Below are 23,146 nucleotides of genomic sequence, written 5' to 3'. Positions count from 1 at the left end.
ATTAACCTTTTGCTTTAGCAATGATTTCTTCAGCAACGTTTTGTGGAGTTGCTTGGTACTTCTCTAATTCCATAGAAGAAGTAGCTCTTCCTGATGAAAGTGTTCTTAGAGTCGTTACATATCCAAACATTTCAGAAAGTGGAACTGAACCTTTGATTACAACGGCACCGTTCTTTTCTTCCTGACCACTGATCGTACCTCTCCTTTTGTTAAGGTCACCAATGATGTTACCCATATATTCTTCTGGAGTTACAACTTCCAGTTTCATAATAGGCTCCATGATTACTGGCTTAGCAGCACGTCCCGCTTCTTTAAATCCTAATTTAGCAGCCATTTCAAAAGAAAGAGCATCAGAATCCACTGCGTGGAAAGATCCGTCTTTAAGAATAACTTTAATACCTTCAACTTCGAAACCAGCCAAAGGACCGTTCTTCATTGCAGCTTTAAAGCCTTTTTCAATTGCAGGAACAAATTCTCTAGGAACGTTACCACCCTTGATCTCATTGATGAATTCTAAACCAATTTTACCTTCGTCTGCAGGTCCTAATTCAAATACGATATCAGCAAATTTACCTTTACCTCCAGATTGTTTTTTGTAAACCTCTCTGTGCTGGGCAACTTTTGTTAAGTTTTCTTTGTATTCTACCTGTGGTTGACCCTGGTTTACTTCAACTTTGAATTCTCTTCTCATACGATCAACAATGATATCCAGGTGAAGCTCACCCATACCAGAGATAATCGTTTGTCCTGAAGCCTCATCAGTTCTAACCGTAAACGTAGGATCTTCTTCAGCTAATTTAGCTAATGCATTACCCATTTTATCTTGGTCAGCCTTAGTTTTAGGCTCAACAGCGATACCAATTACCGGATCAGGGAAAACCATCGATTCAAGAACGATTGGATTTTTCTCGTCACACATTGTATCACCAGTTTTGATAGATTTAAATCCTACCGCAGCACCAATATCACCAGCTTCAATATATTCTACCGGGTTTTGTTTGTTAGCGTGCATCTGATAGATTCTTGAGATTCTTTCTTTATCTCCTGAACGGGTGTTCAAGATATAAGAACCTGCATCTAGTCTTCCAGAGTATGCTCTGAAGAATGCTAATCTTCCCACGAATGGGTCAGTAGCAATCTTAAATGCTAAAGCCGAGAAAGGCTCGTTTACGTCTGGTTTTCTTGTAATTTCAGCATCAGTTCTAGGGTCAGTACCTTTGATATCATCTTTATCCAATGGAGAAGGCAAATATTTACATACTGCATCCAACATAAACTGTACTCCTTTATTCTTGAATGAAGAACCACAAGTCATTGGGATAATAGATAAATCGATAGTAGCTTTTCTTAGAGCTTCGTTGATTTCCTCTTCAGAGATTGAATCCGGATCTTCGAAGAATTTCTCCATCAAAGTATCATCGTAGTCAGCAACAGCTTCTACTAATTTCTCTCTATATTCAAGAACTTCATCTTTCATATCTTCAGGAATTGGCACTACTTCGAAAGTAGCTCCTTGTCCTGCTTCATCCCAGATGATCGCTCTGTTTTTAATTAAGTCTACAACCCCTTTGAAATCTTCTTCAGCACCGATTGGTAAAACGATAGGAACTGCGTTTGATCCTAACATAGTCTTAACCTGGTTTACCACGTTAAGGAAGTCAGCACCTTGTCTGTCCATTTTGTTTACGAATCCCATTCTCGCTACTTTGTAGTTGTCAGCAAGTCTCCAGTTTGTTTCAGACTGAGGCTCTACTCCATCTACTGCTGAGAATAAGAATACCAAACCATCCAATACTCTTAAAGATCTGTTTACTTCTACTGTGAAGTCAACGTGTCCCGGTGTATCGATGATGTTGAAGTGATAAGGTTTAGTTTCAGGTAAAGTTTTTCCTTGATCAGTTGGAAAGTTCCAAGAACAAGTAGTAGCAGCAGAAGTAATTGTGATACCTCTTTCAGCTTCCTGCTCCATCCAGTCCATTGTAGAAGCACCATCGTGAACCTCTCCAATTTTGTGGTTTACCCCTGTATAGAATAAAATCCTTTCTGTAGTGGTAGTTTTACCGGCATCAATATGCGCAGCAATACCAATATTTCTTGTAAATTTAAGATCTCTTCCCATTTCAGATTAGAATTTAAAGTGTGAAAACGCTTTGTTAGCTTCCGCCATTTTGTGAGTATCACTCTTTTTCTTGTAAGCAGCACCTTCTTCTCTTGAAGCAGCTACCACTTCGTTAGCTAATTTCAAAGCCATAGACTTATCATTTCTAGCTTTAGAATATTTGATTAACCATTTCATTGCCATAGAAATTTTTCTGTCAGCTCTGATTGGCATAGGGATTTGGAAGTTAGCTCCACCTACTCTTCTAGAACGTACTTCTACGTGAGGCATTACATTTGTAAGTGCATCTTTCCAGATTTCAAGTGCAGTTTTTTCGTTATCTCCTTTTTTAGTTTCTACGATCTCTAATGCATCATAGAAAATTTTGAATGCGATTGACTTCTTACCGTCAAGCATTAAGTTGTTTACGAATCTAGTTACCAATTGATCATTAAATTTCGGATCTGGTAACAACGGTCTTTTTTTCGCTTTTGTCTTTCTCATTGCTTCTGTACCTTATTTAATGATTATTTTTTCTTTCCTTTTGCAGGAGCCGCAGCTGCTTGTCCTGGTTTAGGTCTCTTAGCTCCGTACTTAGATCTTCTCTGAGTTCTTCCATTTACACCAGCGGTGTCTAATGCACCTCTTACGATGTGGTAACGTACTCCCGGTAGGTCTTTCACCCTTCCGCCTCTAACCAATACTATCGAGTGCTCTTGAAGATTATGTCCTTCGCCCGGGATATAGGCATTCACTTCTTTACCGTTAGAAAGTCTTACCCTTGCTACTTTTCTAAGTGCAGAGTTAGGTTTCTTCGGTGTAGTAGTATATACTCTCGTACATACACCACGTCTTTGTGGACAAGAATCAAGGGCAGCCGATTTGCTCTTCTTGGCAAGCGTGGCTCTTCCTTTTCTTACTAATTGTTGAATAGTAGGCATTTAATTGCTTTTTATTTTAGGGTGCAAAAATACTAATATTTTTTTAATTGACAAGTAGTTATATATTTTTATTTGTTTAAAAAAACTTTTTATTTGTTTTTTATACCCCACGGCAACCCTATTGGTTTTCATGTTATTGCCTCATTGTTGAACCTTCAGGATTCACTCAAAAAAAATAAAATTTTATTTAAAAGCAACTTTTATTGCTTTTCCTTTTAAAGGATCAATCGCAGGACCTGCCATATCAGTTTTGGGGATAAAGCTAAAAAAACAATCTGCCAGTCCGGTTAACAAACTATTATCTATTCATTAAGAAAAACTACAGGAATGATTTTTTTTAGTTACTCAATAATTTTAACCTTAACATTTGTATTCCAATTAAAATTTCGAACATTTTGTTTTAAAGAATTATGAATTTCAGGGTTAATAGAATATATGAACAAGTGTTTTTCACCCAGCACTACATTCTTTCCTTCCACTTCCAGATAAGCAACCTTTTTCCAGTTCTTTGGGGTATGCCCATCCAGCCATTCTTCATAAGCGATAGCCAGCTGATACTTATTTTCAACAGCACTTCGTGTCAAAAAGTTTTCAAACTGATCATCAGGCCTTTTATCTTTCGTTCTGAAAGGAAGCATTTCTTTAGATCCTAATCCCATGAAGTCAAGTAAATGGATATCCGTAAAGTAGCAGATGGCACCAATATCATTAGCCACCACTTTAGAGGAATTATAGTATTTTTTCAAAAATCTTGCAGACTGAATCTGCTGTTCATATATATTGGCACTCCCATTGGTAATCAAAATATGAGCATGACCTGACTTATACAACAGCAGTAATACATTTGCCAGTATACATACTCCTATTATCCTTTCTTTTCTGAAAAACTGTAATGGCTGAGTGAAAAAATATCTCAGCTTTGGAATGAGAACCATTGCAAAAGCAACCAAAAGATAAGCTTCATATCTGAATTGCCCCTTTATTTCACCAAATAGACTATGCAGGATAAAAGTAAAATTCCAGGTTATAATGAGAAAGTTGTTTGCAATGATTTTTTGAAAGCTTACTTTTGTTTGACAATCCCTATATAATAAAACAATACTGATCACTAAGGGAAACAATCCAATTTTATAGAAACTGATATTTAAAACTACTTTTTTCAGTACGACATCAATGATCTGCATCGGTATACTGCCCGAGAAATCTATCAGTGATCCTTTGGCAATAACTGAATTGGGGAAAAAATACCCACTTTTAGGATAATTGAAGTAGCCGAAGAGAAAAATAGGAACGAAACCACAGACCAGTACAAGTGCAGAGTCCTTCCATTTCCTGATCAGCATAAAGACAAAAGCAAGAGAGACAAAATAAAACATGCTTTCAAATCTTATCAGGCCCAATAACAGAACCGTAAAATAGAAACCATATTGAGAAATCCTATCCTTAAAATCATTGTCAGCCCATTTTTTAAAGCAGTAAATATTGATGGTAATCATCAATGTCTGTAAAATATGTTCCATCCCGATTACAATCTGCACATGCAGCACCGCAAAGAAAAGACTAAACAAGCAGGCCCAAACTATAGATCTGTTCTGGCTGAAAAACAGCGAATAGTATGTAGTAAGAAAGGCGATAAGCAATCCGGCTGAAAACAGATTAAAAATTAATGGAATTAAAGTATGGTCTCCAAAAAGAGAAATCAAAGCACTTAAAATAACGGTAAAAACCGGAGAGGAAGAGGAAGAGGAGAAAGCATACTGGGTCATTCCCCAAACACCATGAACTGCAAAATTTTTAGCAATTGCCATGTGAATATAGGCATCATCCAACAGATAAGTAAAATAATTCCCGGTAGTAGAAAGCATAATCAGGATATAGATAAAACATATCCCAAAAAATACTGCTGCTGTGATCAGAAAACTTTTCATCTCTGCAATAATACTACTTTCAAACTATTTTTTTTAAAATTTTCTTATAGTTATCATCTATTAATAAAGAGGATAGTTCGGCACAATATTTCGTAAATTTGATAGATTCAAAAAGATAACTTATGAAACTGCCATTATGAACATCTCCTGGCCAAAACCGCAGTGAGGAAGACAGTTCCCTATGATCTCATAACAATTAAATATAAAATATATACATATGAAAAACGCCAGTATTATCGGTCTTAAAGAAGCCGACTGTAAAAAAATTTCAGAAAAATTAAATACACTTTTAGCCAACTATTCCATATTCTATCAAAACACCAGAGGGGCTCACTGGAATATTAAGGGAGATCAGTTTTTTACCCTTCACCCTAAATTTGAAGAGCTATACAATAGCCTGGTTTTAAAAATTGATGAGATTGCAGAAAGAATTCTGACTTTAGGAGCTACCCCGGCTCACAATTACTCCGACTATTTGAAAGTAGCTACCATTAAAGAGACAAAAGAAGTGACAGATGGTACAAAAAGTGTTGAATTGATTTTAAGCTCTTTCAAGGTGGTTATTGATCTTCAGAGAGACTTATTAGATATTACGGATGAAGCAGGTGATGAAGGTACAAACTCTCAAATGAGCGACTATATCACAGAACAGGAGAAAGAAGTTTGGATGTACAATTCTTACCTTGGAAAATAGCGCAATAGCAAGCATTGAAATATTTCAAAAAAATCGCCTTACATTTAGGCGATTTTATTTTTTATTTCTATATTTGCGTTAAAATTACACATATTATGAACGACGTAAGACTGAACTCAATTCTCGATAATGATTTTTATAAAATAACCATGCAAAATGCAGTGGTAAAACTTTTCCCAAGTTCTATTGTAAAATACGAATTTATCAATAGGGGAAAACATCACTTTCCGCCAGGTTTTGATGCTGCGTTAAGGGATGCTGTTAATAAGATGGCAGAACTTAAGCTTACCAAAGATGAGAAGAAATTCATGGCAAGAACCTGTCCTTATATCGACCTGCCCTACCTGGATTTTTTAGAAGGCTATCACTATGATCCTTCTGAAGTAAAAATTCATCAGGAAGGAGGTGATCTTTCTGTAATAGTTGAAGGACTTTGGTACAGAACGATTCTTTGGGAGGTTCCTTTACTGGCACTGATCAGCGAACTTCACTACGAAATGAATCATATGGAAAGGGATTCCAATGAAGTGGTGATGAGCAAAACGCTGGAGAAGGCAGATTCATTGGGAGAACTTGGAGTAACTTTTGCAGAGTTCGGAACCAGAAGAAGACATTCTTATAAAGTACAGAACCTGGTAATGGAAGCTTTGACACAGAAAAAAGATTCTACTTTTATCGGTAGCTCCAATGTTCATTTCGCCATGAAGTATGGTGTAAAGCCAATTGGAACCCATGCTCACGAATGGTTTATGTTCCACGCTGCTGAATATGGTTTCAAAATGGCCAATGAACTCGCTTTGGAACATTGGGTAGATGTATACAGAGGAGACCTTGGAGTTGCTCTTTCAGATACGTATACCACAGATGTTTTCTTCCAGCAGTTTGATAAAAAATTCGCCAAGCTTTTTGACGGGGTACGTCATGATAGCGGTGATGCCCTTGAATTTGCCGATAAAACCATTGCGCATTATCAGAATAACGGCATCAATCCGATGTTTAAGTATATTATTTTCTCTGATGCCCTGAATCTTGAAAAGGTAGGGGAAATTACCAGCTACTGCAGAGGAAAAATAGGCATCTCTTTTGGAATAGGAACCAACCTTACCAATGATGTAGGGGTAAAACCAATGAATATTGTTATGAAACTTATTGGTGTACAGGCTCCTAACAAAGAATGGATCCCAACCGTAAAACTTTCTGATGAGCATGGAAAATACACGGGTGATCCTAAAATGATAGAGCTTGCCAAGGAGTTTTTAAGAATAAAAGATTAGGGTTTAGACAGATTTCAGATAGAGATGTCAGATCTGAGATATCCACATTATAATTAAAACATCTATGAAATTAAAAATTTTTATACCTCTTACTGTTTTGCTGACCACTTTATCCTTCGCCCAGGAGAATAAAAAGGAAAAAGTAAAATTCAATCAGGAACTGGCTACCTCACTTGGTGCAGATCAATACGGGATGAAGGCCTACACCATTGTCATGCTTACTTCCGGAAGCACAAAAATAGATGACAAAGCCAAAATGGGAGAAGTCATGAAAGGTCATATGACCAATATCGGAAAGCTGGCTGATGAAGGAAAAATTATTGTAGCAGGACCCTTTCTGGAAAAAAATAAAGAAAACTACCGCGGTATGTTCATCTTTAATACAAAATCTAAAGAAGAAGCAGAGCAGTGGGTAAAGACAGATCCCGCTGTACAAGCCGGAGTCTTTAGTTATGAAATTTTCCCATGGTATGGATCGGCGGCATTGCCTCTATATCTTAAACATCACGAAGAAATTTCGAAGGAAAATCCTTAGAAAATGGGATTTTATAGTAAATTTTCAGAACAGGATCTGATCGAATCTTATAAGAATCAGATAGATCATCAGGGTAAGCCGGATAAGGAAATCATAGACGAAATTGTAAGCAGGGGTACTCTGGAAGATTTTCAGAATAAAATTAAAGCTCAGAATTTATTTTTAAATGAACAAAACAGATTGATAAGAGAGATTCATGGGCATTACATGAATAAATTATCAAAACAGGAATGTTTATCATTATTAAGCTCTGACTTGTTATCCGATAAAACCATTGGAATTCTTGTAGATACAAAATACAATCAGATCCATCAGAAAGTTGAAAATTTAAAAGTTGATTCAGATACTTTAATGCACAGCTTTATCGGGACTATCATAGCCTCTGTTGTCAGTACCATTATTATCCTGGCCATTTTATACAAATTTACGTTCCTGTCAGTTTTCTCTTTTAGTTTACTCATACCTGCTTACATTATTAATTATTGGATCATAAGATTATTCACAGGAAAAACACGTGATAATTTGGCTGTATTTATTGCTTCATTTATAGCAACAGTCCTTAACTGTGTATATTTTGTTCTTTTCGTTAATTAAGAAAAAGTAATAACTTAAAAATAAACGTTTAATCACTTAAAAACGAAAACAAATGGGTCTATTATCAAACATTCTCTGGGCTTTTCAAAAGAAAGTTTACAACAGCAGTGAGGATTTTAATAAGGAAATCGCAGACTACCAAACTCTGATTTTAAAAGAAAAAGCGTCCTGGGAGCCATATAAAACCGTAATAAACGCACCTGAAATATATGTTTTATATGAAGCGTGGATCAAAGGAAAAGAAGATATTGCCCCCAACGAAACATTGATGGGTGATGAAAATGATGTATTCAGCGAAAATAATAGTGACTATGGCATGTTTCAGGTAGAGTTTTGCGCGAAGCTGAAAGCAGGCAACGGTACCAGCTTCACAGCTCTGGATTTACTGTATCAATTACAAAATCAAGTCAGTAATAAAGAACTTGGCGACCATATCTTTTTTGAAGGGCTTACTCCACAAAGCAATGAAAAAAGAGAAAATGATCAACCATCATACTATATGTATTGTGGAAGCTGAATAAAACAATAAATTATGAATACTCCTTCAATCATAATTCATTCTCATTGTTAAACAAAATAAAAACAAATCACTATATCGTCATGTAGTGATTTGTTTTTATTACTATATTAGAGACTCATTTTCAACACCATACAAATTAAAACTTATAAAAATTAATTCCATGAAAATAAGACTATTCGTATTGCTTTTTTTAGTATCAACAAAACTGCTCTTCGGACAAACTGTTTTTAAAGAATACACTGATAAAGTAAAAACGGCTGAATCACTTTACCGTGCCAAGGATTTCAAAAACTCTGCCAGCAACTATTCAGAAGCATTTAAATCTAACGGCTGGAAAGCGTCTCTAAATGATAGGTATAACGCAGCATGCTCTTGGGCAATGGCATCAGGGCCAGACAGTGCATTTTCCCAACTTGACAGGATTGCAGTAAAATTCAGTAATTATAACCATATAATAACGGATACAGACCTTAGCTCTTTACATAGTGATAAACGATGGAAGCCTCTAATCGAAAAAATCAAACAGAATCAGGAGAAAGCAGAAGCAAATTTGAATAAACCCTTGGCCGCAAAGCTTGGTGACATTTATAATGAAGACCAAAAGTACAGAAAACAAATCGATGGTATTGAAAAAAAATACGGTGGGGAATCAAAAGAAATGAATGAGCACTGGCAGCTTATCAATAAAAAAGATTCACTAAATCTTATTGAGGTAAAAGCCATTCTTGATAAATATGGCTGGGTGGGTCCTGATATTGTGGGCGGACAGGGAAGTGCTACATTATTTCTTGTTATCCAACATGCAGATCAGGCAACACAGGAAAAATATTTACCCATGATGAGAGATGCTGTAAAAAATGGTAAAGCACAAAGCAGCAGTCTGGCCCTTCTCGAAGACAGGGTGGCCCTGAGACAAGGTAAAAGACAAATTTACGGCAGCCAGATCGGACGTGATCCTGAAACACAAATATATTATGTATCCCCATTAGAAGATCCTGAGAATGTAGATAAAAGACGCGCAGATGTTGGACTTCCTCCATTGGCAGAGTATGTAAAGAATTGGCAAATTAAATGGGATGCTGAACAATATAAAAAAGACTTGCCTAAACTGGAAGCAAAAACAAAGCACAAATAAACAGAAATCACATCACTATACTATTCATAGTTAGATTTCAAATCTAATTGACATTCTTCTATTTTAAGCTTATTTGGCATTTTTAAAAAATCTAACCTTCATTTTAACATTTATCATAAATTAATTCAATTATCATAGAATAATTTACTATTTTAGTTCAATATTTTTAAGCTTACTTAATTAATTATAAGAGTGTTAAGAATAAATTAATTTACTAAACAAAAAAAATTAAACCATGAAAAAGAACGTATCAAAACTTTCAAGAACAGATTTGAAAGATGTCTTTGGAGGAACTTTGTATCCTGCACAATGTCCTGGAGGATGCCATGGTGAAGCCATGATCAGATGTCCTGACGGCTCCACCACTATGACTAATTTTATATGCATGGGGGGAACCTGCCAGCCGGCCGCAATGTGCAAACCATTGGTTCTTGAACCTTTTCCAGATCCCATTATAATTACTCCATAATCTAATGAACAACAAATAAAGTGGGCTTCCGGCTCACTTTTTTATTATTAAAAAGATCATTCTATTCATTTTCAAAGAAATATACCGCTGATCATAGGTTTTTATTACCTTTAAATAAACCAAAACCGATATGAAAATGATGTGGCAAAAAATATTGAAATATCAGAGTTTGCAAAAAGCACTTAATGGAATAAAAAACCGGGATCTCCCTCAAGAATCCCGGTTAACATAATGAACAAAAATGAAAGAAACTATATGGCTTCTTTGAGCTTTTTACGATAAGCATAATAGAATATAATCGGCAGTATGGTAAATGACAGAAACATACAGATAATCAGTCCTCCTACAATCATAATTGCTAACGGTTTTTGGATTTCAGACCCCATTCCATTGGACATTGCTGCCGGTAAAAGTCCCATAGAACCCATTAAGGCAATCATCACTACCGGACGGATCCTGCTCTGCACTCCCTGAGCAATGGCATGTTTAAGAGGCATCCTGTTTTGTAAGTTCTCCTTCATCACTCCAATCAGAACGATACCGTCAATAGTTGCTACTCCAAAGAGGATAATAAAACCGATCCCTGCAGAGATTCCGAAAATGGTCCCCGTCAGCCAGAGGGATAAAAACCCTCCGATAAATGCAAACGCCAATGTAATGGAAGAGATCAGCGTATCTTTTACATTTCCAAAATTGAAATACAGCAGCATCAGAATAAGAACTAAAGAAATGGGCACTACCATTGCCAGCTGTTTTGCTGCTCTTTCTTTGCTTTCAAACTCCCCGGCCCAGGTCATTTTATGACTTTTGGGAAGCTTTACTTCTTTTTCAACTTTAGCTTTGGCTTCTTTGATCGTACTTCCTAAATCACGGCCTTCGATATTAAATCCTACTCCAATGTACCTGCTGTTTCCTTCACGGTAAATAAAAGACGGACCGGTATGATAATCAATCGTTGCAATTTCTTTCAACGGTACTTTTTTATTATCCTGGGTAGGAATCAGGATATCCCCCATTTTTTCAGGGGTATCGCGATATTGTTTTTCAAATCTCAGCATGACATCAAACATTCTTTCTTCTTCATAGAACTTGGTGGCAGCCTGCCCCCCAATGGTCATTTCAATAACGGCTTGTGCATCTGCTGTAGAAACACCGTATTTTGCCATTTTAGAATCATGAAGCTGTATCCTAAGCTCAGGAAGCCCAATATTTTTAAAGACATTTACGTCTGAAATTCCAGGAACCGTTCTGATAGAATTGGCTACTTGATTGGCATAGTTTTCAAGTTCAAATAAATCGTTCCCGAAAATCTTGATCACCAATGGGGCTTTTACTCCTGCCACATATTCTTCCACATTATCCTGAATCGGCTGGCTGAATCCGAAGTTAATACCCGGATATTTTTCAAGAGAGCCTCTCATTTCTTCCAGAAGTTCTTCTTTGGATATTTTTTTCTTCCATTCATTTTCCGGCTTCAGCTGAATATTAAATTCAATATTAAAAAATCCGGTAGGGTCTGTTCCATCGTTTGGACGGCCTGTCTGGGTCATCACAAATTTCACTTCATCATACTTCATTAGAATCCCTTTCATTTCTTTCGTCAGACGTACGGATTCATCAAGGTTTACACTATTGGGAAGTGTTGCACGTACATAGATTGCTCCTTCATTCAGCTTAGGTAAAAATTCAGATCCGTAATTGGAGAATCTCCAGCCACAAATCGCTAATAAAGTAATAAACCCGATCATAAATCCTTTTTTATGACGGTCACTGAATTCATAAATTCTATAGATATTCACCCTGAAGAATCTTGATATAAAGTTCTCCTTTTCTTCTATATTTTTAGTCAGCAACAGTTTACACATTGCAGGCACATAGGTCAAACTCAAGATTAATGATCCTAACAAAGCATATCCCAAGGTAAATGCTAAAGGAGAGAACATTTTCCCTTCTACTTTCTGGAAAGAGAAAATAGGCAGCAATGCCACAATAAGAATCAGCAATGCAAAGAAAATATAGCTTGCCACACTTCCGGCACTTCTTTTTATGATCCCAAGTTTTGAAATCTTATTGAACCTTCGGAGCCCTATTTTCCTGGCTTTAAGCTCAAGAGCCACAAATACATGTTCTACAATAACCAATGTTCCCTCCAGTAGCAATCCGAAATCCAATGCTCCCATAGAAATCAGATTAGCAGGAAGCCCCTGAATCCTCAGCATTATAATAGCAAAAAGAAAAGCCAGAGGAATCACCGAAGCCACTATGAATGTCGTTCTCCAGTTATACAGAAATATAAATACTATAATAGAAACCAGGATCACCCCTTCAATCAGGTTTTTGGAAACGGTATGAACGGTTGTATTCACCAGCTCCGTACGGTCAATAATAGGAACAATCTGAATATCACCCGGAAGTTCTCCTCCGTTCAGCTGCTCTATCCTATCCTTCAGTTTCGCAATAACCTCACTTGGGTTTTCACCACGAAGCATTATCACAATTCCTTCTACTACATCATTCTCTTTATTGTATCCTACCTGTCCCAATCTTGGTTTTGCCGAGATTTTTACTTCTGCCACATGTTTTACCAAAATAGGCGTAGAACCTTTTACTTCAATCTGGATGTTTTCAATATCCTCCTTTTTTTCCAAAAGACCGATCCCCCGCACTACATAAGCCTGATCTCCCTTAGCCACTACATCTCCTCCTACATTGATGTTACTCTTCGAAACTGCTTCATACACATCCAGGGGGGAAAGGTCATAATTGTGTAATTCTGTAGGATTAATTTTTATTTCATATGTTTTTTCTTCACCACCAAAACTGACCACGTCAGCTACTCCCGGAACTGCCAGCAATTCTCTTTCGATGACCCAATCCTGAATCGCTGTAACTTCTTTGATCGGCAGCTTACTTTTGATAATGTACCGATAAATTTCACCGGTAGCCCCGGAAGGAGGCTCGATACTGTATTCTGCACCGTTGGGAAGCTCCACATTTCCCAGTTTATTAGAAGCATACTGCTGGGCATAAAAATCATCTACATGATCATCAAAAATTACCGTAACTACCGATAATCCGAACAGTGAAATAGACCGTACCGAGGTTTTATTCGGGATCGCATTCATTTCTTTCGAAATTGGCAGGGTAACAAATTTTTCTATTTCCTCGGCACTTCTTCCCGGCCATTGGGTAATCACCCTTACTCTGGTATTGGTAACATCCGGAAATGCTTCAATGGGGGTATGCATATAGGAATAGATTCCTCCAACCAACAAAAGGAAAGTTCCCAGAAGAACAATCAATGAGTTTTTTAAAGAGAAGGAAACTATATTCTGTACAAATTTTCGCATTACTTGGTGGAGTTATTTAATTGGTTTTTCAGGTTTTCATAGATCAGTAACCCATTGGAAGCAATAACACTTTCACCAGGCTTTAAATTTCCTTCCACATAAATATATTGGCTGTTGGAAGTGATTTCCGTTACCGGCCTGATCTCCAGTTCACAGTCTTTTTTGTACACCACCACATAACTCTGATTATTATCAAAGATCATAGCCTTAGCAGGAATTGCCAGTGCACTTCTGTTTTGTGAATTGACCGGAAGAACAATATCCGCGGACATTCCGGGTCTTAGCTTCATGCCATTATTATCCATAATGATCTTCGCCTTAAGGACTCTTTCATTTTCGTTAAAAACCTGTGAAATATTGTTGATTTTCCCTGAAAAACTATCATCAGGATACGCCAGGGTTTTCACCACTACCGGCTGATCTACATAGACATGTCTCATATTGGTAGCATATACATTAGCCATTACCCAAACCTTATCCAGATTGGAAACGGTAAATAGCTGATCACCTCCAGCTGTAACCGGCATTCCTTTGGAAATATTTTTGGAAACAACATATCCGTCCGCGGGAGCTTTAATCTGAATCGTGTTCCCTCCTGCTGAATACAGCTGCATATTTTTTTGGGTCTTGGAAATATTAGACTGCAATATGGCCACTTCGGATCTGGCTTCCTGCAAATCTTTCTGAGAGGCAATATCATCTTTATACATCGCTTCTACAGAAGACAGCTTTCTTTTGGCCACTGCCAGCTGAGCCTGCAACGTCTGGGTATCATCCTGCATTTCATTGACAGCCGTACTTTTTACACTTGCTAAAACCTGCCCTTTTTTCACATAGTCTCCCAAAGAAAAGTACGTTTCTGTAACCACTCCATCTACAAGACTTACAAAAGGAACTGTTTTATCTGAATTGCTTTCCACTTCTCCGGTAAGTGTAATACTTTCTTCAATAGGGCGCATTTCTGCCTGAACAAGTTTAATATCCTTTTTAAGTTCTTTACTGATGCAATAGGGTTTCTGAATTTCGTTATCCTGTTTTTGATCCTTACAGCCAGTAAGGGAAACCAAAGCAGAAAGATAAATTGCAGCAATGTATCTGGTAATATTCATTTTCATATCTAAGTATTATAAATCTTGTCCTACAACATATTGCAGGTTTTCGTAGTATTGATTAAGCTCTTTTTTAGTATCCAGGATGATCATTTTATTACCAATGTAGGTATCCAGAAAATCCATGTATTCCAGCATACTGATATTTCTCAACCTGAAATTTTTCTCATGGCTCACCAACAGACCATCCAAAGTAGACTCATATGTATCATCTATTTCTTCTGAAATCTGCTGTGTCCGGATATAATTTCTGAAAACAGAAACAATTTCATTTTCAGACTTCAGCATATTTTTTCGGGTTTCAATTTTCATTTTCTGAACTTCCAGCTGGGCCTCCTGAATATTCCCTTTATTTCGGTCGAAAATGGGAAGATCAAAAGATAATCCCAATCCTATAAAATCTTTCATAATATTTCCACCGCGGTCATAGCCTATTGAAACGGCAATATCCGGAGTCTTCATGGCATTCTGTATTTCCAGATTTTTATCCGCCTGTTTTTCTTTATTTCTGGAAATCAGAATGTCCGGCCGGTTTTCTTTTGCCTTTTCTATCCATTGTACCATTTCCACTTCGGAAAGCTGTTTTTCCGGCATCGTAAAAGAATCAGAAATAACAAGATAAGACTGAGAGGGAATCATCAGTAAAGCTTTCAGTTCCACCTGCTGGTCTTCAATTTCCTGCTTCAATGAAATCAGCTTTTTCTTGAATTCAATTTCCTGTGCTTTTAAGCGGACGTACTCCGCTTTACTGATATTTCCAAGGTTCAATTGGTTGTTGTAAGATTTTGTCAGTTTCTCAATGGAAGAGATCTGACCCTGATAGATTTTCTGCTGTTCCTGGTTATAGAGAATTTCAGTAATTGTATTTCTCAGTGTCTTTTTAAGCTCACGGAATACTTCCTGCAGCTCATACTTCTCCCCCTCTACTTCAATCTTTTGTAATTCTATATTTTTCCTCCTCTTACCGGCTGTCTGAATCACCTGCTCTATTTCAACAGAAATCTGGGTATTCTTTCCCCAATTTCCAATAAGCGCAGGCTGCTCTTCAATGTCATAAGTTCTCCATAGATTGACTTCACTGATACTTAATGTAGGATTAGGCCAGTATTTTGCCTGAAGAGCACGGGCTTCTGCCTGGGAAATCTCCAGTTTCTGGGCAATAAGATCAAGGTTCTTAGCAAGAAAAACTGTTTCAGCTTCCTTTCTGCCGATCTTCACGGTATCGGAAATCTGTGCAGAAAAAAAACTAAAACAGTGAATATAAAATAGGGTAAAAATAATCTTCTTCAAAGGTCTCATATTTAAGACCACAAAGCTATCCCTCTAGTATTAGACTCAATTTCGAATCAAATTAAAATTCAATTAGCCCAACATTAGAGTTTGATTAGAACAGGTAGAGATACTTTTTTAAGGCTCTCGCAGATCAGTGAGATTAAGCCTATTTTTTTAACACGAATAACGGCGGCTATTAATTAACAATGAGGATTCAAAAAATCCGTACATCTGTAGTAGATTTTAAATACAAATTCCACTAATGCGCTACACAAATAACACAATTTTATCATGTAAGTATTTCATATACAAACATCTGTAGAATCTGTAAAATCTGCATGAAATTAAGTAGTGGGAAACACAAGCAGAACGCTAGTTCCCATATTGACCGCAGAATCTATTTTCATAAGGATATTATGATGGTCAAAAATACTTTTGGATAATGACAACCCAATGCCACTCCCTTTAATATTGTCTACATTTTTACCTCTGTAAAATGTTTCCGTAATTTTTGCAAGATCCTCTGCCGGAATTCCTTTTCCCTGATCATTAACTTCAATATTCAGGCAGCTATCTTTCTCCGATAATGTAATAACGACAGGAGTATCATGAGAATATTTGACAGCATTTTCCACAATATTATATAAGGCCAGATAAAGCAAAGTTTCATTTCCCGGAATCTCCAATAAGGCAGGTTTTATCACCTGAAGCTGTATTTTAATAGATGAGTGTTTTTCTTTTGCTTTCGGCTCAAGTTTCTCATAAATTTTCCAGATCAGTTCGTCTACCCTCACCTGTTTATGGGACGTTTCAAGCTTCGTCATTCCGGACATCAGTAAAAGATTGTTGAGAATATTTTCAATCTCATATACATTATCTAAAGATTCCCGGACCACTGCTTTGTACTCTTCCGGAGTTCTGTCTTTCTGAGCAAATACCTCCAGGTTTCCGGAGATCGCCGCTAAAGGAGTTTTAAATTCATGAGAAACATAATTAATAAAGTTCTGCTGAAGCAACATGCTTTCAGAAATCCTTCCGAATAATTTATTATAAGATTTAATAAGGTCTTCAATTTCATCATTGGTATTGGTAGAGGTAATTGCTGTGGAAATATTGTTGTAATCTACATTATTAATACGCTCTACCACATTGGAAATCGGTTTATACACCACTTTTGAAAGATAGCGGCTGAGGAAATAAATAGCCAGCAAACCAAGCACAAGAACGGCAAGCATAATAACCGAAAGCCTGATCATCTGCGACTGGAATGAATCATTAGGTGATTTTACAAAAACAACAAAATCTCCCTGGTTATCAGGATAAAAGATCCCGTAATAAAAACTGTTATCCGACATGAACTGCACACCTTTGTTATTTCTTGCCGTCTGAATATGTTGCAGCTTAATATTAGTATCATCCAGGTTTTGACCGAATGTAACTTCATTATTTTGATTGTAAACAGCCACCCGGTTATTCTGGATAAGGTGATTGTACTCTTGCTTAATCTGGGCATGTCTGTCTTTCGGAAGTTCATCTTTTTCAAGATAATAGATCGCAGAAATAAGAGCCGTATTTCTAAGCTTTTCAAAATAAAAGATCTTGGTACTGTCATAATAAGCAAAGAATATCACCACAAATGTGACAATAGAAACAATGCCGAATGAAAGGCTTGAAATAAGAGTAAACCTGTTTCTGAGCGTCATCTTCAGTCTTTAATTAAATAACCTGTTCCTTTTACCGTATGAATAATTTTTTGATCGGTTTCATCAATCTTATTACGGACATAGGAAATATAAACATCCACCACATTCGTTGAATTATCAAAATCAATGCCCCACACATTATGTAAAATCTGGGTTCTGCTGACTACTTTATTCTTATTTTCCATCAGGAAAGTAAAAAGTTTATATTCGGTAGGAGAAAACTCAATTTCCTTATCGCCCTGTGACACTTTATGAAGATCTGTATCAATCACAATATTACCACAAGACAGGAGCTGATTTTCTTTCTGGTAACTCAGTTTATTTCGCCTGGTCAATGCTTTAATTCTTGAAATAAGCTCTTCAAAATGGAAAGGTTTGGATAAATAATCATCGGCCCCGAGATCCAGCATTTTTATTTTATCATCAGGACTGTTTAATGCACTTAGAATAATAATCGGGGTATAATTTCCTTTAAATCTTATCAACTGGGTAAGCTGTATTCCGTCTAAACCGGGAAGCATAATATCCATTAAAATAATATCAAAATTATACGTGGTAAGAAGTTCCCGGGCTTTTTCACCGGAATCAGCAAGTGTCATACTGTAGCCTGCTTCGGTAAGCCCTTTTATAAGAAAGTTACTGATTCTCTGATCATCTTCTACCAACAAAATATTCATATAGCCCTGAAATTTCCTATAAATATAAGTATTCTTTAGGGAAAAAGGCTAAAGATTGAAAGAGCAGCGCTTCCGGGAATTCATTATCCGGTAGCAACTTCCAGCCTTTTTTCATAATTTTGAAAAATGGAGACGATCTATTTAATTATTGGGTTTATTGCAGGCGGTTTATTGGGAGCCGTAGTTTTATATTTTGCTTTGAAATCGTCAATGGTTTCAAGGAGCTCTTATGATGAATTGAATAATTTATATATTAAAAATAATTCCGACCTTTCCAACAGTGGGTTGAAAATTCAGGAACTGGGCAAAGAGGTGGAAAAAGAAAAAGAACAACATCTTCTACATCAGGATCTTCTGAACGATCTGAAGAATGAATTCGCAAAAATCTCTGCCGAGTATTCGTCGCTGAACATGCAGTATCAGGAATTGAAGCAGCTTAGCATTAAACAGACTTCTTATATCGATACACTGGTTTTGGAAAAGCAGGATATTTTTGCTAAAAATGCTGAGCTTTCAGCAAAGAATGAGGGTCTTCAAAAATCATTGGATACTCAGAAAGAAGAAATTACAAAAATTCAGGAAGAGTCAAAATTACAGTTTGAAAACCTTGCTAATAAAATTTTAGAGGAAAAGACAGAAAAATTCACTACCCTGAATCAAAATAACTTAAAAAATATTCTTGATCCCTTTCAGGAAAAAATTGCTGAGCTTAAAAATAAGGTCAATGAAGCCTATGAAAAGGAAAATAAAGAACGTTTCTCACTGGCCGAAAAAGTAAAAGAACTTGCCGAGCTTAATCAGCAGATTTCTGAGGATGCTAAAAAATTGACCAGGGCTCTGAAAGGGGAAAGTAAAACCCAGGGAAATTGGGGTGAAATGATTTTGGAAAGTATCCTTGAAAAATCAGGACTTGTAAAAGGAAGGGAATATTTTCTTGAACATGAACTTCGCGATGAAGATAACAATGCTCTGTTTTCCGAATTTTCAGGTAAGAAAATGCGTCCTGATGCCGTTATAAAATATCCTGATGAAAGAAATGTAATTATTGATTCTAAAGTTTCACTCACGGCTTTTACGGATCTGGTAGACGAAACCGATCAGGATGTATACGCCATAAAACTAAGCCAGCATCTGGGATCCATCAAAAACCATATTACACAGCTTAGTCAGAAAGCCTATGATGATTATGGAAAATCGTTAGACTTTGTAATGATGTTTATCCCCAGTGAACCCGCCTATATTGCAGCGATGCAGGCAGACCAGCACCTTTGGAATTACGCTTACGAAAGGAGAATCCTGTTACTGAATCCAAGTAATCTGATCACCTCTCTGAAGCTTATTGCTGATCTTTGGAAACGTGAATATCAAAACAGAAATTCCTTGGAAATTGCTGAACGGGGTGCTAAACTTTATGACAAGTTTGTAGGTTTTGTGGAGAATCTCGAGAAAGTAGGAAGGAATCTTGATCAGGCCAAAAATGTGTATAACGATGCCTACAAACAGCTTCACACGGGTAATGATAATCTTATTATTCAGACTCAAAAGCTTAAATCTCTGGGCATCAAAAACAAAAAAGATCTTCCACCAAGTCTTATTGATAACAGCAATATCTTAGACACGGAAAATTAAAAATTTAAGAATCATCCATGTAAAAACGGATACTAAAATTTGATAAAATATCTGATATGCTTTTTATTGTATCTTATTTATATCCAAGATCAAAATCTATAAAAGAGATACTGGTTTCCTCCATAGCCGCGGGAATTCTGGTTTATCTTTTTCTGATTATATTTCAACCTTTTGGTACGGAAAATTTTCATCATCCTTATAAATACATTATTCTTTTCCCTTACACTCTTATTTTTGGACTTGCCTTTTTTGTTTCAAGCCTTTTTGTTTCTCAATTCAAAGAATGGAATATTGGATATGAACTCTTAAAAGTCCTTGTCATCTTATTGTTAGGATCCATCTTTTCTTACTTTTACAATGCATTTTTTATAAGTCATGTAAAACTTAGCCTTGAAAATTATGGCTATATGTTTCTCTACTCTTTAGCAATAGGTATTCCCATTTCTGCTATCTATATTTTGTCGAGATATATTTATTTAAAAAACATTCCTGAAAATACGGCGTTGGATATTGCTCCTCAACTTATAAACAACTCTGAGGAAACTAAAGAAAAAGTCCTGAAAATTTCTGGTAACAATATCGAACTGGAAGTTGCTGAAGAAAATTTCCTGTATGTACAATCTATGGAAAACTATTGCAGCGTTTACTTTTTAGAAAATAATAAGGTAAAAAAACTTTTAATCAGGATAAGCTTATCCAATATATTAAAACAAGTGGAAACCCATTCCATTAAAAAATGCCACCGCTCCCACATTATCAATTTGGAAAAAGTAAAGGATCTTAAAGGAAATGCTCAGGGCTATAAACTAATTCTTCCGGAAATTGATTTTGAAATTCCGGTTTCCAGAAGTTTTATCTCTGACATTATTCCTCAATTACAACAGTCTAAAAGGTAAAAGCTTGCCATTGGTCACTATTCCTTGACACTCATCACATTAATTTGATACACGTTAATTAATAGTACATTTTTGCTCAAAATAACTGACATGAGTAAGAATATTGGCTTTTTTTCAATCTTTATCCTGGGATTTATCACCTATTATTTTTTTGACTTATTTTATTTCAAAAATATTCAACAATTCTTTAAAGAAATTTTTCACAGCAAAGCTATTGCTCATGTAATGGCTTACACAATTACTTTAATCCCATTGGTCATCACATCAAAGATTTTATCTCCTACAAAGAGTATTTCCAGTCTCTTTTCTCTGGATAAATCAATTATTAAAGGCTTTACCTTAGCATTTCTAGGTACTTCACCTATGCTGATCGGATATGGAATTCACTTTAAAATAAGCACGGCTATAAACATTGAATCCTTATTCATCAATACTATTTCCTCTGCATTCTTTGAAGAAATAATCTTCAGGGCTTTTCTCATTGGAACATTATACAGGTTCACCCGGCTCGGATTTTTATCATCTATATTACTGGGATCTTTACTATTTGCACAGGTTCATTTGTACCAAAGTCAGAATTCCATGGAACTTATTGAAATATTCGCCATTACATTTTTGGGGTCTGCATTTTTTTGCCTGGATTTATATTGAACAGAGCTTTAATCTATGGTCTGCCATATTTCTCCATTTCTTCATGAATTTATATTGGGAAATCTTTACTGTTTCGGAAAATGTTGCCGGAAACCTTTATGGAAACCTCTATAAGCTCTTATCTATTTTTCTCATTATAGCTATCATTGTATATTATAAAAGGAAAAATAAAATACCTTTTCAGATTACGTGGAGAATGCTTTTTTCTAAAAGCACAGAAGCTCAATCATAAATTTTGCATAATTTTGCACTATGTTGATAGAAAGTTTTCAGAACGATAAAGTAAAAAACGTCACTAAGCTCCTTACTGACAATAGATTCCGTAAAAAATCCAATGTATTTGTTGTAGAGGGACAGCAGGAAAATGAAAGAGCTGTACACTATCATTTCGAGCCTTTAGAATATTTTATTTGTGAAAATATCTTTAAAGGAAATACGCCTGATGGAAAGATCCATTACGTCAGTGAAAAAGTATATGAAAAAATAGCATACAGAGGAAGCTCAGAAGGGATTATCGGCGTTTATCAGGCTAAAGAAGCACTTTTATCATCATTTGTTCCGAAAGAAAACGCTACGGTTATTATTGTTGAAGGTGTAGAAAAACCTGGAAACCTGGGAGCAATTTTAAGAAGCTGTGAGGCATTTGGAATTGATGCCCTTATTGTAGCAGACGGAAAAACAGATTTCTATAACCCCAATGTCATCAGATCCAGTGTAGGCTGCCTTTTTGGTATGGAAGTCTATCAGGCTGAAAATGAAGAAACACTGAAATTTCTTCAGCAAAACAAATTCAACATCTATACTACTCTGATGGATGAAAGTGCGGAAGATCTTTATAAAAAAGATTTCAAACAGCGATCTGCGGTATTGTTTGGTACTGAACATTCAGGATTGAGTGATTTTTGGATGGGAAAAGGACAGAACACCCTGATTCCAATGGCTGGAAGTATTGATTCTTTAAACCTGAGCAATGCGGTAGCCATCACCTGTTATGAATCATTGAAACAGAAAAAAGGATAAAAGATTTACGCTATAAGTAATTCCGTATATTTTATATTCTGAAGTTGCTTTACCTTTGGGTTTACAATGACAGATTAAAACAAGACATAAAAAAACCGTTTCACTGGGTGAAACGGTTCTTTTATTGTTAAGCTTATGCTAGAATTATTTCTTAGCAGCATCTTTAGCAGCATCAGCAGCACCTTTAGCAGCATCAGCAGCTCCTTTAGCAGCGTCAGCAGCTCCTTTAGCAGCATCTTTAGCAACTTCAGCACCAGCAGCAGTAGTAGCAGCAGCAGCATCTTTAGTAGCATCTACAGCAGTAGTAGCAGCAGAATCAACAACTTTAGCAGCAGAATCAACTACAACAGCAGCAGAATCAGCAGTTACAGCAGCTGAATCAGTAGTACCTTCAGTAGCAGTAGCTTCAGTTTTTTTACAAGCAACTAGAGAGATTGCAGCGATAGCAGCTACGAATAATGACTTTTTCATAATAAATTAAATTTAATTTTGTTAATATTGTTTTATAAAATTTTCTTCTGTTCTGTTATTTGAACAAGACAAAGGTATAGCAGATAGAAAACTTGTTTATGAAAAATAATTGTAATAACTTTGTAAAATAGTTTTACAAAAAAACATAACTGATAATCAACAATTTAATTATTATTTTAA

At 36.2% G+C, this 23,146-nt stretch carries 21 protein-coding genes; 11 read left to right on the top strand and 10 right to left on the bottom strand.

What is annotated here, in order from left to right:
- Position 1: 1 nt before the first annotated feature.
- The 4 genes from fusA to MP478_RS13495 form a co-directional block, all read right to left on the bottom strand.
- Complete coding sequence (gene fusA / locus MP478_RS13510; RefSeq protein ID WP_257191214.1) at positions 2–2,119, bottom strand: elongation factor G; 2,118 nt, start codon at positions 2,117–2,119, stop codon at positions 2–4.
- Between the two features lie 6 nt (positions 2,120–2,125).
- Entirely contained in the window at positions 2,126–2,602 is a 477-nt protein-coding gene (rpsG, locus tag MP478_RS13505) for a 30S ribosomal protein S7 (RefSeq protein WP_047491372.1), read from the bottom strand.
- Between the two features lie 23 nt (positions 2,603–2,625).
- The gene (gene rpsL / locus MP478_RS13500; RefSeq protein WP_002983146.1) at positions 2,626–3,039 is read right to left on the bottom strand and encodes a 30S ribosomal protein S12; all 414 of its coding nucleotides are present in this window, start codon (positions 3,037–3,039) and stop codon (positions 2,626–2,628) included.
- Positions 3,040–3,380: 341 nt separating this feature from the next.
- The gene (locus tag MP478_RS13495) at positions 3,381–4,967 is read right to left on the bottom strand and encodes a hypothetical protein (RefSeq protein WP_257191213.1); all 1,587 of its coding nucleotides are present in this window, start codon (positions 4,965–4,967) and stop codon (positions 3,381–3,383) included.
- 217 nt (positions 4,968–5,184) lie between these two features.
- On the opposite strand from MP478_RS13495, the gene MP478_RS13490 reads away from it, so the two are divergent.
- The 7 genes from MP478_RS13490 (at position 5,185) to MP478_RS13460 (ending at position 10,188) form a co-directional block, all read left to right on the top strand.
- Positions 5,185–5,661, top strand: coding sequence for a Dps family protein (locus tag MP478_RS13490; RefSeq protein WP_257191212.1), 477 nt, complete (start codon positions 5,185–5,187; stop codon positions 5,659–5,661).
- Between the two features lie 95 nt (positions 5,662–5,756).
- Positions 5,757–6,935, top strand: a complete 1,179-nt coding sequence (pncB, locus tag MP478_RS13485) for a nicotinate phosphoribosyltransferase (RefSeq protein ID WP_257200746.1) — start codon at positions 5,757–5,759, stop codon at positions 6,933–6,935.
- A 64-nt stretch (positions 6,936–6,999) separates the two neighbouring features.
- Entirely contained in the window at positions 7,000–7,470 is a 471-nt protein-coding gene (locus MP478_RS13480; RefSeq protein WP_257200745.1) for a YciI family protein, read from the top strand.
- A 3-nt stretch (positions 7,471–7,473) separates the two neighbouring features.
- On the top strand, positions 7,474–8,064 hold the full coding sequence (locus MP478_RS13475; protein ID WP_257200744.1) for a hypothetical protein: 591 nt from the start codon (positions 7,474–7,476) through the stop codon (positions 8,062–8,064).
- Positions 8,065–8,116: 52 nt separating this feature from the next.
- Complete coding sequence (locus tag MP478_RS13470) at positions 8,117–8,581, top strand: hypothetical protein (protein WP_257200743.1); 465 nt, start codon at positions 8,117–8,119, stop codon at positions 8,579–8,581.
- Between the two features lie 163 nt (positions 8,582–8,744).
- Complete coding sequence (locus MP478_RS13465; RefSeq protein WP_257200742.1) at positions 8,745–9,719, top strand: DUF6624 domain-containing protein; 975 nt, start codon at positions 8,745–8,747, stop codon at positions 9,717–9,719.
- Positions 9,720–9,954: 235 nt separating this feature from the next.
- A complete protein-coding gene (locus MP478_RS13460) occupies positions 9,955–10,188 on the top strand; it encodes a hypothetical protein (RefSeq protein ID WP_257191206.1) in 234 nt (77 codons plus the stop codon).
- Between the two features lie 251 nt (positions 10,189–10,439).
- On the opposite strand, the gene MP478_RS13455 is transcribed toward MP478_RS13460, so the two are convergent.
- The 5 genes from MP478_RS13455 to MP478_RS13435 all read right to left on the bottom strand — a co-directional run bounded on the left by MP478_RS13455 (position 10,440) and on the right by MP478_RS13435 (position 18,299).
- Positions 10,440–13,538, bottom strand: a complete 3,099-nt coding sequence (locus tag MP478_RS13455) for an efflux RND transporter permease subunit (protein ID WP_257200741.1) — start codon at positions 13,536–13,538, stop codon at positions 10,440–10,442.
- The gene (locus MP478_RS13450; RefSeq protein WP_257191204.1) at positions 13,538–14,653 is read right to left on the bottom strand and encodes an efflux RND transporter periplasmic adaptor subunit; all 1,116 of its coding nucleotides are present in this window, start codon (positions 14,651–14,653) and stop codon (positions 13,538–13,540) included. Before MP478_RS13450 ends, MP478_RS13455 begins: the two co-directional genes overlap by 1 nt.
- A 9-nt stretch (positions 14,654–14,662) precedes the next feature.
- A complete protein-coding gene (locus tag MP478_RS13445) occupies positions 14,663–15,946 on the bottom strand; it encodes a TolC family protein (protein WP_257200740.1) in 1,284 nt (427 codons plus the stop codon).
- A 317-nt stretch (positions 15,947–16,263) separates the two neighbouring features.
- Positions 16,264–17,622, bottom strand: a complete 1,359-nt coding sequence (locus MP478_RS13440; RefSeq protein ID WP_257200739.1) for a HAMP domain-containing sensor histidine kinase — start codon at positions 17,620–17,622, stop codon at positions 16,264–16,266.
- A 2-nt stretch (positions 17,623–17,624) separates the two neighbouring features.
- Entirely contained in the window at positions 17,625–18,299 is a 675-nt protein-coding gene (locus MP478_RS13435; RefSeq protein WP_257191201.1) for a response regulator transcription factor, read from the bottom strand.
- A gap of 126 nt (positions 18,300–18,425) precedes the next feature.
- On the opposite strand from MP478_RS13435, the gene rmuC reads away from it, so the two are divergent.
- The 4 genes from rmuC (at position 18,426) to MP478_RS13415 (ending at position 22,495) form a co-directional block, all read left to right on the top strand.
- Positions 18,426–19,928 carry a DNA recombination protein RmuC gene (rmuC, locus tag MP478_RS13430; RefSeq protein WP_257200738.1) on the top strand — a complete coding sequence of 501 codons (1,503 nt, stop codon included), beginning with the start codon at positions 18,426–18,428 and terminating at the stop codon, positions 19,926–19,928.
- Between the two features lie 56 nt (positions 19,929–19,984).
- Complete coding sequence (locus MP478_RS13425) at positions 19,985–20,824, top strand: LytTR family DNA-binding domain-containing protein (protein WP_257191199.1); 840 nt, start codon at positions 19,985–19,987, stop codon at positions 20,822–20,824.
- A 90-nt stretch (positions 20,825–20,914) separates the two neighbouring features.
- Positions 20,915–21,475, top strand: coding sequence for a type II CAAX prenyl endopeptidase Rce1 family protein (locus tag MP478_RS13420; RefSeq protein ID WP_257200737.1), 561 nt, complete (start codon positions 20,915–20,917; stop codon positions 21,473–21,475).
- Between the two features lie 252 nt (positions 21,476–21,727).
- Positions 21,728–22,495 (top strand): RNA methyltransferase, encoded by a 768-nt coding sequence (locus MP478_RS13415; RefSeq protein WP_257200736.1) that lies wholly within the window; start codon positions 21,728–21,730, stop codon positions 22,493–22,495.
- 144 nt (positions 22,496–22,639) lie between these two features.
- Here the strand turns inward: MP478_RS13415 and MP478_RS13410 are convergent, their stop codons facing one another.
- Positions 22,640–22,966 carry a hypothetical protein gene (locus tag MP478_RS13410; RefSeq protein WP_230034033.1) on the bottom strand — a complete coding sequence of 109 codons (327 nt, stop codon included), beginning with the start codon at positions 22,964–22,966 and terminating at the stop codon, positions 22,640–22,642.
- Positions 22,967–23,146 lie beyond the last annotated feature (180 nt).

Origin of the sequence: Chryseobacterium sp. WG14 (assembly GCF_024586945.1) — a bacterium.
Lineage (GTDB): Bacteria > Bacteroidota > Bacteroidia > Flavobacteriales > Weeksellaceae > Chryseobacterium.
The sequence above is the reverse complement of the archived record's forward strand: the minus strand, read 5'-3'. Positions and strand labels throughout refer to the sequence as shown.